This is a genomic window from Advenella mimigardefordensis DPN7, from assembly GCF_000521505.1.
GTDB lineage: Bacteria > Pseudomonadota > Gammaproteobacteria > Burkholderiales > Burkholderiaceae_B > Advenella > Advenella mimigardefordensis.
In genome coordinates, this window is sequence record NZ_CP003915.1 from 2,246,988 (window position 1) to 2,261,890 (window position 14,903).

A 14,903-nucleotide genomic window follows, 5' to 3' on the forward strand; every position below is an offset into this window, starting at 1 on the left:
CTGCGATTGCCTCTCAAATCGGAATGGGCCGGAACCTGTGTGGGCAGGGGCGCATTCTAGATAAGGTGACGGCTGGAAGAGGTAAAAAAGGTAAAAGGGTAAAAAGGTAAAAAGGTAAAAAGGTAAAAAGGTAAAAAGGTAAAAAGGTAAAAAGGTAAAAAGGTAAAAAGGTAAAAAGGTAAAGGGTGGCGATCCCGTGATCGCCCCACCCACGATGCGCAATCAGTTGCGCTTCATCTGCAAATTGCCTTTCTTCACAATGTCTTTGGCAATATCATACTGTTTCTTGATTTCTTCGGCAAAATGCTCCGGTGAGCCAGGATCGGGAATGGCTCCCTGTTTCTGCAAAGCGGCTACGACGTTTGGTGCCTTAAGTGCTTCGGTGGCCGTTTTGTTCAGTTTCTCGATGATTTCCCTGGGCGTGCCTGCCGGCGCCAGCAGTCCATAGAATACACCATTGTTCAGATCGGGATATCCTTCCTGTGCGTAGGTGGGCAAGTCCGGTAGTTCCTTGATGCGCTCGGGCCATGCAAGTACGATAGGCTTGAGTTTGCCGCTCTGGATATTAGGCATGGACGAGGGCAGGTTATCGAACATCACTTTGACCTGGCCACCCACCACATCGGTCAATGCCGGGCCGGCACCCTTATACGGTACGTGGCTGATCTCTACGCCCAGTTGCTGTTTGAAGGCTTCTCCCATCAGATGCGCAATACTGCATACGCCGGGTGAGGCATAGGAATATTCTTTGGGATGCTTTTTGAGCTCCGCGACGAATTCCTTGAAATTGCTGGCGGGGAATGAGGGATGGACCTCAACCACGTTAGGCGTATTAACAAAATTGGAGACCGGTGCAAAGTCTTTGACCGGGTCATAGGTCAGGTCGTCCGGACGACAGGCGGGATTGACCGCCATGGTAGAGACCGTCGCAATACTTAGTGTGTAGCCATCCGGTTTGGCGCGGGCTGCGTCGGCTGCGCCAATCGCACCGCCGGCACCGGCCTTGTTCTCGATGACCATGGACACACCAATAATTTTCGACATTTCCTGCACAACGATACGCGCCACGATATCGGTGGAGCCACCAGGAGCAAAGGGCACAATGACGCGGATCGGTTGGGTAGGATAATCGCCGGCGGCATATGCGGACGAAGCCACAAGGCCGCTTATGGCGGCAGACAGGGCAATACGGGACCAGAGTTGCATACTCACTCCTGATGTTGATATAAATGAACAGAGCAGCAGGTTATTAGAAAACCGATATGAAATATATGAGTAAATACCATTAGCACAGTACCATTAGCACAGCCAGGGGTGGCCTGGCTCTGTTACCGCGTCGAACGGCCGTGTGGCGCGCGACCGGGCGTTTGCGCATTGGCGGTTAATGTATTGGCCGTTGATTTTTTAGTCGTTGCAGTACTGGTGCTGGCCAGCAAGACGCCTGCAATGGCTACCGTCATACCGATCCATCCGGCAGGCGCCATGGTTTCGCCCAGCATGAACATGGCCACGACCGATGCGCACGCCGGCACCAGAAAGAAGAGGGCAGACACTCTGGCCGCCTGCTGTCGCCTGACCATAGCCAGCAGCAATGATATGGTGATAATTGAATTGCACAGCACCAGATAGGCCAGCGCGCCGGTAAATGGCCAGTTGAACTCAATGTGATTGGTTTCCATCAGCAAGGCCAGGGGCAGACAGAACACCAGGCCAATCGCGCATTGAATGATGTTGGTGGTAACCGGATGGGGGCCTGCGACGCCTGAGCTGCTGATCCGTTCATAAAGCACACCCGCAGTCAAAGCAAATAGCGAAATAACCACCAGCACCAGACCGAACCAGGAGCCGGCCTGCAGGGAAGCGCCTGAAGTAATCACGATTACGGCGCCAATCAGACCCAGTGCCAGTCCGAGCCATTGCAGCAGGCTTTGGCGCTCACCGGTCAGCTTCGGGGCGCAAATGCCCACCAGAATGGGTTGCAGCGAGACGATCAGTGCCACGGTGCCCGCGCTCACCCCCTGTTTCATGCCGACGTAGCTGAAACTAAAATAGATGAACTGAATCAGCAAGCCCACAATACATATGTTGCTCCACTCGCGACGCGTCGCCGGCCACGACAGGCCAAGTATATGTTGTACCGGCAGCAGGGCGATGACCACGCAGGCATAACGCAGGGACAGCAGGGTGAGAGGTTCGGCATATTGCAATCCGATTTTGCCGAAACTGAAGCCCGACGACCACAACAGGATAAAGACAATAGGCGCACCCCAGGACCACCAGAGGCTGGGTTTGACTGAATGGGCAGAGGTCATGTTAATTGAACAGGCTCCGGGCGTACATGGCAATGGATTTGCTGATAGTAACGCGCGGACTCTGATTTGACCATATCATTCCGATCTTGCGAATCTGTGTGCGGCCCGGCAACGGGACCTTTCGAATACTTTTTCCCAGACTTTCCAGAGAAAATGAATCAGGCACCAGCGCTACGCCCACACCTCGGGCGACCAGCGAAGCAATGGTGAGCAGGCTGTCTATTTCCAGGCGCTGATTGGGCACAATGCGGTTGTCCTTCAGATAACGGTCCACCAACTGGCCGCTGTAGGAACTACGGGCATAACGAATAAAAGGACGGGTTCGCAGAAGATCATGTGCCGCTGCGCTTGCGTACTCGGGCGGTACGATCAGCGTGAGGGGCTCGTCCTGTATCTTCAGCCAGGAACAGTTCTTATAGATCGTAAATTGTGGCTCAATAGCAAGTGCAATATCAAGCTTGCCCGAGTGTACCTGGTGACATAATTCTACCGACGGTGCATAGGAAACAAAAATACTGACTTCGGGATGATGCTCATAGGTTTTTTCCAGCAACCGCGGCAAATGGGTGGTGAGTCCCGAAAAAAATGAGCCAAGCCGCAGTTCCCCCAAGACGTTTCCGCTTTTAACCATCGCCGTCATATCACGTGAGTCCTGAATCATTTGCCGCGCCTTGTCGCAGATCAGCAAGCCATGTTCGGTGGGCCTTACAGTATGACCTGACCGTCTGATCAGCGGCTGCCCCAGCTCGTCTTCCAGAGCACGGATGCGCGCAGACACGGCGCCAGGAGTAATGCCCAAATAACGCGCGGCGTCTGAAATGGAGGCACAATCCAGGGTTTTGATAAACGTTTCCAGATAGTTGGTGTCCATGATGGATCCGGTGATTGCAATACAGAAAGATAAAATTCTTAATATTTTTGTATTGAAAAAGCAAAAATATTGATAATTATTTTGGATTCTACGCCATAAAATCGTGTCAATTTATCAAGGAGACAGATTGTGGTGAAAATCCAAATACGAGAACGGTCACGGGCGGTCAGCGCAGCATTGGTCAAGTCCTTTGCCGATATTCCGGTGGCCAATATCAGTGACGTGATGCAGCGTCTGACGGCAGGCGGCTCGTCGCTGCGACCTATGCATGCGGGTGGTGTGCTGGCGGGACCGGCGTTGACGGTCAAATCCCGCCCGGGCGACAACCTGTTCGTGCACAAGGCTATTGCCATGGCTGCACCGGGTGATGTGATTGTTGTGGATGCCGGTGGCGATACCACCAATGCCATTATTGGCGAACTGATGGTTCGTACCGCGAGTCGCAAGGGTATCGCCGGCATGGTGATCAATGGCGCCATACGGGATCTGGATAGCATCAGCCAGGGCGCCTTTCCGGTGTATGCCTCGGGTGTCACGCACCGCGGACCCTATAAGAACGGTCCGGGGGAAATCAATACCAGCATCAGTCTTGACGGCATGGTGATCCAGCCGGGCGACCTCATTGTGGGCGATGCCGATGGGCTGCTCTGCGTGCCTTACGAGCAGGCCGACGATATTCTCAGGTGGGCGAGCGCGAAAAATGCGCTGGAGGCCGGCATCATCCGTGATATTGACAATGACCGCCTGGATACCGCATGGATTGACGTCGAGCTGGCCAAACTCGGTTTCGTACCGGCTACACAAGCTGAACAGGAATAGTGATGACGGAAAAAGTCTGTGTTGTACGTACCAATTTATGGATAGATCCGGTTTTTGACGAGCTGCTAACAGGGCATGACCACATCGAATTGCGGATTATTGATGTGAAAGCATCAGCGCAGGAGTGGTACGACACTCTCAAACACGCCCACTACTATCATGTCTCGGCAGCCAAAGATGAGCTGCCGGCCGGACTGTTCGTCACGGAAGCGCTGTTGAACCATTGCCCCAGGCTCAAAGGCGTTTCGTCGTCCGGTGCCGGTTACGACACCATTGACGTCGCTGCCTGTCAGGCGCGACAGATTACCGTGGTTAATCAGGCAGGCGGGAACGCCAATTCGGTGGCAGAAATGGCGCTTGGACTGTTGCTAGCCGTGTCGCGGAAAATTGTGGAATCTGATCGCGTATTGGTTGCGCAACATGCCAGCAGTCGTGAAGCATTGATGGGCCATGAAGTCGCTGGTAAAACGCTGGGACTTATTGGTATTGGTCACATAGGACGCCGCTTTGCACAGATCGCCACCGCGCTGGGGATGAATGTACTTGCCTATGACCCCTATTTGACATCGCAGGATATTGACGAGCGACAGGCGCAGCCGGTATCGCTGGATACACTGCTTGCGCAGGCCGACATTGTGTCGCTGCATTGCCCGCTTAATAATGACACTCGCAATATGTTCAATGCGGACAGGTTTCGGGCGATGAAGCCGGGCGCCATTTTTATCTCAACTGCGCGTGGCGGTATCCATAACGAAGCAGACCTGCATGCCGCATTAAACAGCGGGCATCTGGCCGGCGCCGGTCTTGATGTCTGGCGTCAGGAGCCGCCGGCAGCAGACAATCCCTTGCTCGGTCATCCCGGCGTGGTGGCGACCTTTCACACAGCCGGCGTATCTCATGAAGGCAGGCATAACGTTGCCCGCATGGCTGCCGGGCAAATACTGTTGATGGCGGAAGGTAAAACACCGCCCCATGTCGTCACTTCCTAGCTGTATCACCAACAGACTACCCCGCCTTTGTTACTACATAAGCGGGTAGTGCACTTATGCTTTTATATTCTAAAAATGGAGACAACCCATGAAATTGATTTTGTCAGGTATTCTTGCCACAACCGCACTGACCGTCGGCCTTAGCCAGGCTCATGCGCAATATCCCGAACACGCTATCAGCATGGTGGTGTCGTATGCGCCGGGAGGTGGTACTGATCTGGTGGCGCGGGCCATCGCACCCTATATACAAAAATATCTGGGCGATGGAGCCAACATCGTTGTGCTTAATCGGCCCGGTGCCGGCGGCGCCATCGGTTTTTCCGAAATCAAGCGCGCCAAGCCGGACGGTTATACCATCGGCTTTGTTAACACGCCCAATATGCTGACGATTCCGATCGAACGCAAGGCCAACTATCATTGGCAGGATTTCGATCTGATCGGCAACCTGATCGATGATCCTGATGGCTTTGCGGTCAGCGGTACAAGCGATATCAAAACCCTCAAGGATCTTGAAAAATATGCCAAAGAGAATCCCGGCCAGGTAACGGTCGGCACCACAGGTGTGGGTTCGGACGATCATCTTGCGATGATGAAATTCGAAAAACTGACCGGAACAACGCTGAATCACGTACCTTTCAAAGGCGCAGGCGAAGTGCGCAATGCAATACAGAGCGGGCAGATCATGCTGGCAGCCATGAACGTGGGTGAAGTACTGGCCTATCAGAAAGGCGGAACAGATATTCGCCTGCTGGGCTCGATGAGCGAGCAGCGCAGTGCGCTTGCGCCCGCGGTTCCCACCTTTAAAGAGCAAGGGTATGATGTCATCATGGCCTCGTTAAGAGGTATTGCAGCACCCAGGGGATTGCCGGAAGAGGTAGCGGCCAAATTGAGGGTAGCGGTACAGAAAGCATCTGAAGACCCGGAGTTCGTTGCCAAAGCGAACGCCATGTTTGTTCCGCTGCGCTATATGGACAACAAAACCTATCACACTGAACTTGATCAGGCCGAAAAGGAATTCAAGGATTTGTGGCAGGCAAGCCCCTGGTCAGAGAAAACACAATAATCAGGGAGGACTCTAATGGCACGAACAGATCAGGCACTTTGTCTGGATGACTTTGAAGCGATGGCGCAACGGTATTTGCCCCGGCCCATTTTCGAATATATAAGGGGCGGTGTCGAAACCAACGCATCTGTAAACGATAACCGTCGAGCCTTTCAGGAGTATGCTTTCGTTCCCAGAGCGCTGGTGAATGTATCCGCCATCGACACATCTGTCTCTCTGTTCGGCCAGCAATACCGCTCGCCGCTGGGTATTGCTCCGATGGGGCTGAGCGCCTTGTCCTCATATCGAGGTGATCTGGTTTTGGCCCGGGCTGCGGGGCATGCGGGTATTCCAATGATCATGAGCGGATCATCGCTCATTCGTCTGGAGGAGGTCGCATCGACCGCGCCGCAAACCTGGTTTCAGGCCTATCTGCCAGGAGATAGTGAAGAGATTGCCAAACTCGTTGATCGTGTCGCCCGGGCAGGATTTGGCACCCTTGTCATTACGGTTGATACACCGGTTGCAGCAAACCGGGAAAACAATATACGGGCAGGATTCTCCACGCCGCTGCGTCCTTCGCTGCGCCTGCTGCTGGACGGCCTGACGCACCCACGCTGGGTCTGCAACACGTTTCTGCGAACCTGCATTCAGCACGGCATGCCACACTTTGAAAATAACTATGCAACCCGCGGCGCACCCATTCTGTCGAAAAACGTGTTGCGAGACTACTCGGATCGTGGGCACATCAGTTGGGATCACTTGCGAGCAATCAGGAAACAATGGCAAGGTACGCTCGTTATCAAGGGAATACTGAGCAGGCCGGATGCTGCCACCGCCATTGAGATGGGCGCCGACGGCATCATTGTCTCCAACCACGGTGGTCGACAGCTTGACGGCAGTATTTCTCCCTTGCGGGTCCTGTCCGAGATTGTCGACATTGCCGGCGCTGTTCCGGTCATGCTTGACAGCGGTGTGCGTCGCGGCACCGATGTGCTCAAAGCGCTGGCGCTGGGTGCACGCTGTGTCTTTGTGGGTCGTCCTTTTGCTTATGCCACCGCAGTGGGCGGGCAGAATGGAACGGACAAAGCAATTCACTTGATAACAAGCGAAATATCCCGCGATCTGGGGCTGCTGGGGGTGACACGGATACAGGATTTGTCGGCCGGACATTTGCGCAGAATCTCCGGCATTCCGGCTGATATGTGTTCTGCTTGACATGATCCTGATGCCGGAATAGAGTGCAATTTTTGGAGGAGAAAGATCGTGAAATCACAAATGAAATTATCTCGCATCAGTCAGCTTTGTCTCGGAATAGGTGCAGCGTTTGCCATAAACGCAGCGGCCGCCCAGCCGCAGGATGTAAAGGCGACATTGACCGCGCTGAATGGGTCCAAAGAGGTTCAGACACTGATGAGCGCGCTGAAAAGCGATCATGAGCGGACCATTGCAGATCTGCGCAATATTACTGAGGTTGAAGCGCCTCCTTTTAAAGAGAAGGTACGTGCAGCGTATGTATTAAAGCGCTTCAAAGAAGTTGGACTAAGCAATGCGGCGCTCGATTCAGTAGGCAATGTCGTGGGTATTCGCAAGGGGAGTGGCAATGGCCCGATTCTGGTCGTGTCTGCACACCTGGATACCGTCTTTCCTGAAGGCACAGACGTTAAAGTCAAAGAACAGAACGGTCGCTTGCTGGCACCGGGTATCGGCGATGATACACGTGGCTTAGCCGTTGTCATTTCATGGATCAAAGCACTCAATGAACATAAAGTTGCAACCGTTGGCGATATTATGTTCGTGGCGAATGTGGGTGAAGAAGGGCTGGGAAATCTGCGCGGTATGAAAGCGCTGTTTAACGAGCACAAAAATATCGACGGCATGGTCGGTCTGGAACCCGGAGAGGGTAATAAAGTGCTTACTCAGGGCACCGGCAGCCACCGCTATGAAGTGTCGTTCAAGGGCCCAGGCGGTCACAGTTTTGGCGCCTTTGGTAAAGTACCCAGTGCAATTCATGCCATGGGACGCGCCATTGCGCATATTGGTGATGTGCAGGTTCCCACGGATCCCAAAACAACTTTTACGGTAGGTACTGTGAGCGGAGGGACATCCGTCAATACAATTGCCGGTGATGCCAAAATGGCAGTGGACATTCGTTCAAATGCGACACCGTCACTTCTGGAGGCTGAGAAGCACATCATGGCCGCCATCGAAAAAGGGGTACAACAGGAGAACGCGCGCTGGAAATCAGAGGGCAAGATCACATTTGATGCGAAACTGATTGGTGATCGTCCCGCCGGTGCCACGCCGAATGATAGCGTGATTGTCCAGGCTGCACTGGAGTCAATTGCGCTCGCTGGAGATAAGGGCGAAACCAGGGCAGGCAGCACCGATGCCAACGTGCCCATGAGTCTGAATATACCGGCAATCATTCTGGGCAGTGGCGGTAAATCCGGCGGCGCCCACTCGCTGAAAGAATGGTTCGATCCGACCGATGCCTGGAAAGGTTCACAGATCAGTTTCACTACTGTGCTGTCGCTGGTTGGTGTGCAAGGGGTGAGCGAGCCGTTGCTGAAACGCACTGCTAAGTAATCATGCCGATCTTCGAATATGGCGACACCGAAATTGACTGGCTCAGCAAGCGTGACAAGCGCATGGCACAAGCCATTGAGAGAATCGGCCTGATCAGGCGTAACACCATGCCTGAATTATTCCCCGCGTTGATTCGGTGCATCGTTGACCAGCAAATCTCAACGGCAGCCGCGCGCACGGTCAATGCGCGCATATTGCAATTGTGTGGTGGTCAGATCAATGCAGAAAGCCTGTTGGCGGCGGGCGCCGACAATCTGCAGCGTTGCGGTACGAGTATGAGAAAAGTGCAATACATGCTCGGGGTGGCCGAGGCAGTTCAGTCGGGAAAACTGGACCTGTCTGCCATCTCCGCCATGGATGATGCACAAGTCATCCGTACGCTGACAGACTTAAAGGGGATTGGTATCTGGACCGCTGAAATGCTGATGATATTTTCGCTGGGCCGGCCTGATGTACTTAGCTGGGGTGATCTGGCGATTCAGCGGGGCATGATGCGTCTATACAATCACAAGGATCTGCCGCGCGAGCGTTTCGAACGCTACCGCCGACGTTATTCTCCCTATGGCAGCACCGCATCGCTTTATCTGTGGGCCATATCGGCCCAGCAAAACAGCGTATCCTGAGTGGGTGCTTTAGCCTCGTGGCCGCCGCTAGTCGCAGCGCCGGCCACATATCGTTTCCCAATACGTCGTCGCTACTCGCTCTAGGGTAAGTCCCTATATTGACGCGCATAAAATAAACATTTTAATATGGTTAAACGTTTAATCACTGATATTTGGTGATGAACGCAGGTTGTATCGCGATAGGTCAATGGCGATGGTTATTTCACTCAAGCATTCATGGGAAGAGGTAGATAATGAAAAAGCATCTGTTTGATTTTGAAACACTGAAGAAGAAGTTATATACCGCTGTTTTATCCGATGTTCTGGACAGTATGGGCTATCGAAATCAGGCAATGCTCCCGTTCATCCGGCCTTTGTCAGAAGAATACGTTATTTTCGGCAGTGCCCGTACGGGCTACTTCATGAATACCTTCTCTGTTGCTCCCGACGAGAATCCGTATGAGCACGAGATCGCGCTGATAGACGATTTGAAACCTGATGATGTAGTGGTGCTGGGTTGTGACGGGCCCACTACGCGTATCGCACCATGGGGCGAATTGCTCAGTACTGCCTCTCAATATCGTGGCGCGACCGGATGTGTCACCGATGGCCTGGTCAGGGACATTCGGTATATCCGCAAGCTGAATTTCCCGGTATTTCATGGTGGCATCGGGCCGCTGGATTCGCAGGGCAGAGGAAAAATGATGAATTACGATATGCCGATTGAATGCGCCGGGGTGAAAGTGCGTCGTCATGATCTGGTGTTTGGCGATGCCGATGGGGTGATCGTGATCCCGATTGAGATCGCGGCAGAAGTGATCGAAAAAGCATTGGAAAAGGTGGAAAGCGAAAACCATACACGTGAGGAACTTGCCAATGGTCTTTTGCTGCAGGATGTCTATGAGAAATATGGGGTGTTGTAATTTCCTTTAATCAGTTTTGGTTTTTATATCAGGACACAAAAATGGCAACTCAACTATCTCGCCGCAAATTTTTGACCAGGATGGGGGCCGGCGCCATCATTACCACCAGCGGGCTGGTCACAGGCATCAACAGCGCCCAGGCAGAGGCCGCAGACGTGCTTGCAGATATCAAGAAAAGAGGCTTTATGCGTGTTGGTGCGTTCAGCGTACCACCGGAGTCGTGGGTAGATGTAGGCTCCGGAGAGTGGAAGGGGGTGGATGCCGATTTCACGCTTTCGATCGCCAAACAGATTGGGGTTGAAGTTGACCCTATCATCCTGACCCATTCGGCCTTTGCACCATCGCTTGACTCTCAGCGCGTAGACGTGATTGCCATGTTGTATCGGACACCAGAGCGTGCAAAAGTGGTGGCTTACAACACACGGCCAACCTGGTACGGCATTGATGTCCTGGTGGCCAGAAAAAATGATCCAATCAAGAAGACCTCAGATCTGAAAGGCAAGCCTATTGGTACCGTGCGCGGGTCGGCACAGGAGCTGGAGGCCTTGGCGATTCAGAAAAAATTTGGTACTGGCGATATCCATAAATACGATACTGCCGATCCAATGCTAATGGATCTGAAAGCCGGGCGGATTGATGGTGCAATCTGGTGGGGCTATACGTTTGATTATGCTCAGCGTCAGAATCCTGACTACGACTTTGCTGTGCTTGAGCCCCTGGCACCGTCTTATCTGGGTAGCGATACACTACCGGCCAACTATTATGTATTCTCAAAAAATGGCACCGCAAGCCTGATCAAGGCATTCGATGATGGGATTGAAAAAATCATTGCCAGCGGCGAGAACAAGGCAATCCTCGCCAAATATGGAATGACCAATGCCTCATATCTGACAGGGAAATTTGGTTAGTCCTTCACTCGCTGATTATCCCGGGCCATGACCACGTACTTTCAGGAACATCATGACGGATTATTTTGCACTGCTTGATAAGTATTTTTTGTACATTCTGCAAGGCGCAATCATCACTGTTGAGCTGACCTTCCTGGCGCTCCTGCTGAGCGTTGTGATTGGACTGACTGTCACCTTCACGTCTATGTCGCGTGTGATTTGGCTCAAACGGATAGCGACCATTTACATCGAACTGGTCAGGGCGACCCCGGCGTTACTTCAGCTGTTTATCGTCTATTACGGTCTGACCAACATCGGCATACGTTTTGACGCGTTTACAGCGGCAGTGCTCACGCTGGGGTTTATTGGTGGGGCCTATTCAGCTGAAATATTCAGGGCTGGAATAGAAGCGATTGATTTCGGTCAGATAGAGGCCTCGCGTTCACTGGGCATGACAGCCGTTCAGGCAATGAGGCGGATCGTACTGCCACAGGCTTTCGTTATTACCTTGCCTCCGCTGACCAATTTCGTCATTGCCATGATCAAGGATACGTCGCTGGCGCTGACGATTTCGGTTCCCGAGATTATGTATCGGTCCTATGATGCCGCTACCCAATCTTATCGAAGTCTTGCCGTGTATATGATGGCCGGTGTTATTTATCTGGCGATATGCATTCCTTTGTCCCGTCTGGCAAAAAGACTAGAGCGAAAAGGGGATGCTTCATGAGCAAAGAAATTGTCATGTTGCAAGATGTGCATTTGGCATTCAAGGACAACGAAGTGCTTAAGGGTATTAGCCTATCGGTTCAGGAAGGTCAAAGCGTTACGCTGATCGGGCCTAGTGGGTCGGGCAAAAGTACGCTGCTGCGATGCATAAATCAGCTGGCGAAGATTTCTTCCGGAAAAGTGTTTTTTGACGGACAGGAGATAACCAAGTCCACAGATATCAACCAGTTGCGTACTCGCATCGGTATGGTATTCCAACACTTCAACCTGTTTCCTCACATGACCGTGTTGGGCAATGTGACGGAGGCGCCCGTGCAGGTGCTCAAACTGCCTGCGGTACAGGCTCGCGAGCAGGCAATGGAGTTGTTGCGCCGTGTTGGGCTGGACGATAAGTCAAATGCATTTCCTGCTCAACTATCTGGTGGCCAAAAGCAGCGAGTAGCCATCGCACGGTGCCTGGCGATGAAGCCACGCGTTCTGCTGCTGGATGAGATTACTTCGGCGCTTGATCCGGAACTGGTGGGCGAGGTGCTGGCTGTTATTCGAGAATTGGCGCATCAGGGTATGACCATGATTCTGGTCACGCATGAAATGCAGTTCGCCAAAGAAGTGTCGGACAAGGTGGTTTTTATGGATGGCGGCCTTATTGTAGAGCAGGGCACACCCGATGAAATATTTCAGAATCCAAAAAATCAGCGCTTGCGTAAATTTCTGCGCGCGGTCATCGATCAGGTTGCCGAATAATTCACGCCGGGTTGTGGCGGACCCGGCTAGCTCAACGTCGTACCACGCACCGGAGATACCGGCAAGGTCAAGGAGGCGGACTCAAAGCTGCCTGTATCCAGTCGTGAAAGCAAGGCTTTACCACCTGCCTCGCCCAGGGCATAGGCCGGCGACTGCACCGACTCCAGCGCAGGGTTCAGGGTGGCATCGGCATCGAATGCATTGAAACCGGTAATGCCGATATCTTCCGGTATGCGATGACCGGCATCAATAAAATAACGATAGGCCACATAGGCCAGTCGGTCGTTGGTGCCGATGACGACATCTGGAAGGCCATGGGTCGCCATGGCAGTATCCAGGGCTTTCAGTGTAGACTGTCGTTGATTCTCATCACTCGAGATAATCTGATAATTACATTTGTGTTTATCAAGGACCGTGCACAGTCCTTTGACTCGGGCATCAATCGCATGCCATTGCAATTCTGGTACCAGTATGAACGCCTGCTGAGGATTGCGCGCGACGATTTTCAGCGCCAGGGCTTCTGCGCCGCCCTGATCGTCCTGATTCACAAAACAACAGTCTGTAAGCGACCTTCTGGGTTTTTCCTGGAATACAACCATGGGATGCCCACTGGCATGAACCACGTCCAGAAAATGGCGACGGCTGGCGTTTGGTCCCGATAGCATCAGACAAAGCGCGTCTACCACAGACTCCTTCAGTAAAAATGATTGTTCGAAGCTCTCCGGTGCGATGCCATGCAGAAGCAGGCCATAGTTGTGCTTGCCCAGAAAATTGGATAAACCGGCTACCAGTTGTGTGATAAAGGGATCTGTCAGAAAAGTGGGGGAGTCGTCAACGATAGCCATGCCCACAATATAATTGCGCTGCGTACGCAATTGACGACCTGTGCGGTTGGGGCGGTAGTTTAATTCCAGAATGATGCGCTGGACGCGCGCAACCGTTTCCGGGGAGATGCCTTTGTTGATGCCATTGACCACTTTTGAAACCGTGGCAATGGAAACCCTGGCCTGCTGCGCGACGGTTCTTAGGGTAATGGGCTTCATGGTCTGCTCGCTATCAGAATGAAAAATTATAGCCTACATGCCGGATACAGGCCATATTCACCCTAATTGCAAACGCAATACCAGTGCCGCAAGCGTAATCAATAACACCGGTAGCGTAAGGACGATACCCACCCGGAAATAGTAGCCCCAGGTGATTCGCATGCCCTTGCGTGCCAGCACGTGCAGCCATAGTAAGGTTGCCAGGCTGCCCACCGGCGTGATTTTCGGACCCAGGTCACTACCGATAACGTTCGCGTAAATCATGGCTTCACGAACCACGCCTGTGGCCTGGCTGGTTTCAATCGACAGGGCGCCGATCAGCACCGTGGGCAGATTATTCATCACAGAGGAGAGCAGGGCGGTGAGCATGCCGGTTCCCACCGTGGCCGTCCAGATGCCAGTGTCTGCCAGCAGGTTGAGGGCCTGTGTGATATATCCGGTCAGACCGGCATTACGCAGACCATAGACGACCAGGTACATGCCAAGCGAGAAAAAGACGATAGACCACGGAGCTTCGCGCAAGACCTTGCGGGTGCGAATTACATGTCCCTGACCGGCAACAATCCACAGTATCAGCGCGCCCGCAGAGGCAATCACACTGACAGGAATCCCGCTATCTTCAAGCAGGAAAAATCCAAGAAGTAACATGGCCAGCACCAGCCAACCTGTAATAAACGTGCGCCGATCAATAATCGCTGAAGCCGGGGCTTTCAGGGCGGCAGCGTTATAGGTGACGGGAATATCCCTGAGGAAATAAAATGCCAGTACCAGTAAGGTGGCCGCGACCGATATCAGGTTTACCGGCACCATCACCTGCGCATACCGGGCAAAGCTGATATGGAAAAAATCGGCCGATACAATATTAACCAGATTCGATACGATCAATGGCAAACTGGCCGTGTCGGCAATGAAGCCGGCGGCCATCACAAATGCAAGGGTTGCCGCCGGACCGAAGCCCAGCGCCGTGAGCATCGCCATTACAATCGGTGTAAGGATAAGGGCCGCACCATCATTGGCAAATAAGGCAGAGACGGCCGCACCTAACAGAATCACCAGACAGAAGAGGACACGGCCTCGCTCTTTCCCCCAGCGCGCGATGTGTAGCGCGGCCCATTCGAAAAAGCCTGCCTCGTCCAATAACAGGCTGATAATGATAATGGCAATAAACGTTGCGGTCGCGTTCCAGATAATTGCCCATACTACCGGAATATCAGAAAAATGGATGGTGCCTGTCATCAGCGCCAGCGCAGCGCCCAGCATCGCGCTCCAGCCAACCCCCAGACCGCGTGGCTGCCAGATAACCAGAATCATGGTCAGGATGAAAATAGCAAGTGCGATCAACATAGAAGCAACTCA

At 53.0% G+C, this 14,903-nt stretch carries 15 protein-coding genes; 10 read left to right on the forward strand and 5 right to left on the reverse strand.

Annotation, left to right across the window (positions count from 1 at the left end):
• Positions 1-222: 222 nt before the first annotated feature.
• From MIM_RS10355 to MIM_RS10365, 3 genes are all read right to left on the reverse strand, one after another.
• Complete coding sequence (locus tag MIM_RS10355; RefSeq protein ID WP_025372686.1) at positions 223-1,206, reverse strand: tripartite tricarboxylate transporter substrate binding protein BugE; 984 nt, start codon at positions 1,204-1,206, stop codon at positions 223-225.
• A gap of 122 nt (positions 1,207-1,328) precedes the next feature.
• Entirely contained in the window at positions 1,329-2,312 is a 984-nt protein-coding gene (locus MIM_RS10360; RefSeq protein ID WP_025372687.1) for a DMT family transporter, read from the reverse strand.
• Position 2,313: 1 nt separating this feature from the next.
• Positions 2,314-3,183, reverse strand: coding sequence for a LysR family transcriptional regulator (locus MIM_RS10365; RefSeq protein WP_025372688.1), 870 nt, complete (start codon positions 3,181-3,183; stop codon positions 2,314-2,316).
• Between the two features lie 129 nt (positions 3,184-3,312).
• Between MIM_RS10365 and MIM_RS10370 the strand changes: the two genes are divergently transcribed.
• The 10 genes from MIM_RS10370 (at position 3,313) to MIM_RS10415 (ending at position 12,504) form a co-directional block, all read left to right on the forward strand.
• Positions 3,313-4,002: an RraA family protein gene (locus MIM_RS10370; protein ID WP_025372689.1), complete on the forward strand. Its 690-nt coding sequence runs from the start codon at positions 3,313-3,315 to the stop codon at positions 4,000-4,002.
• 2 nt (positions 4,003-4,004) lie between these two features.
• Positions 4,005-4,991: a hydroxyacid dehydrogenase gene (locus MIM_RS10375; RefSeq protein WP_025372690.1), complete on the forward strand. Its 987-nt coding sequence runs from the start codon at positions 4,005-4,007 to the stop codon at positions 4,989-4,991.
• 88 nt (positions 4,992-5,079) lie between these two features.
• Positions 5,080-6,054 carry a tripartite tricarboxylate transporter substrate binding protein gene (locus MIM_RS10380; RefSeq protein ID WP_025372691.1) on the forward strand — a complete coding sequence of 325 codons (975 nt, stop codon included), beginning with the start codon at positions 5,080-5,082 and terminating at the stop codon, positions 6,052-6,054.
• A gap of 15 nt (positions 6,055-6,069) precedes the next feature.
• Positions 6,070-7,251, forward strand: coding sequence for an alpha-hydroxy acid oxidase (locus tag MIM_RS10385; RefSeq protein ID WP_025372692.1), 1,182 nt, complete (start codon positions 6,070-6,072; stop codon positions 7,249-7,251).
• 60 nt (positions 7,252-7,311) lie between these two features.
• Positions 7,312-8,622, forward strand: a complete 1,311-nt coding sequence (locus MIM_RS10390) for a M20/M25/M40 family metallo-hydrolase (RefSeq protein ID WP_025372693.1) — start codon at positions 7,312-7,314, stop codon at positions 8,620-8,622.
• A gap of 2 nt (positions 8,623-8,624) precedes the next feature.
• Positions 8,625-9,245, forward strand: a complete 621-nt coding sequence (locus MIM_RS10395) for a DNA-3-methyladenine glycosylase family protein (RefSeq protein WP_025372694.1) — start codon at positions 8,625-8,627, stop codon at positions 9,243-9,245.
• Between the two features lie 233 nt (positions 9,246-9,478).
• Positions 9,479-10,147, forward strand: coding sequence for an RraA family protein (locus MIM_RS10400; RefSeq protein WP_025372695.1), 669 nt, complete (start codon positions 9,479-9,481; stop codon positions 10,145-10,147).
• A 41-nt stretch (positions 10,148-10,188) separates the two neighbouring features.
• Positions 10,189-11,055, forward strand: coding sequence for a substrate-binding periplasmic protein (locus tag MIM_RS10405; protein ID WP_025372696.1), 867 nt, complete (start codon positions 10,189-10,191; stop codon positions 11,053-11,055).
• Between the two features lie 52 nt (positions 11,056-11,107).
• Positions 11,108-11,761, forward strand: a complete 654-nt coding sequence (locus MIM_RS10410; RefSeq protein WP_025372697.1) for an amino acid ABC transporter permease — start codon at positions 11,108-11,110, stop codon at positions 11,759-11,761.
• Positions 11,758-12,504, forward strand: coding sequence for an amino acid ABC transporter ATP-binding protein (locus MIM_RS10415; RefSeq protein WP_025372698.1), 747 nt, complete (start codon positions 11,758-11,760; stop codon positions 12,502-12,504). The genes MIM_RS10410 and MIM_RS10415 overlap by 4 nt, the downstream gene beginning before the upstream one ends.
• Before the next feature lie 26 nt (positions 12,505-12,530).
• Here the strand turns inward: MIM_RS10415 and MIM_RS10420 are convergent, their stop codons facing one another.
• Both MIM_RS10420 and MIM_RS10425 read right to left on the reverse strand, forming a co-directional pair.
• A complete protein-coding gene (locus MIM_RS10420) occupies positions 12,531-13,547 on the reverse strand; it encodes a LacI family DNA-binding transcriptional regulator (protein ID WP_025372699.1) in 1,017 nt (338 codons plus the stop codon).
• Between the two features lie 57 nt (positions 13,548-13,604).
• Positions 13,605-14,891, reverse strand: coding sequence for an arsenic transporter (locus tag MIM_RS10425; RefSeq protein WP_025372700.1), 1,287 nt, complete (start codon positions 14,889-14,891; stop codon positions 13,605-13,607).
• Between the last annotated feature and the right edge of the window lie 12 nt (positions 14,892-14,903).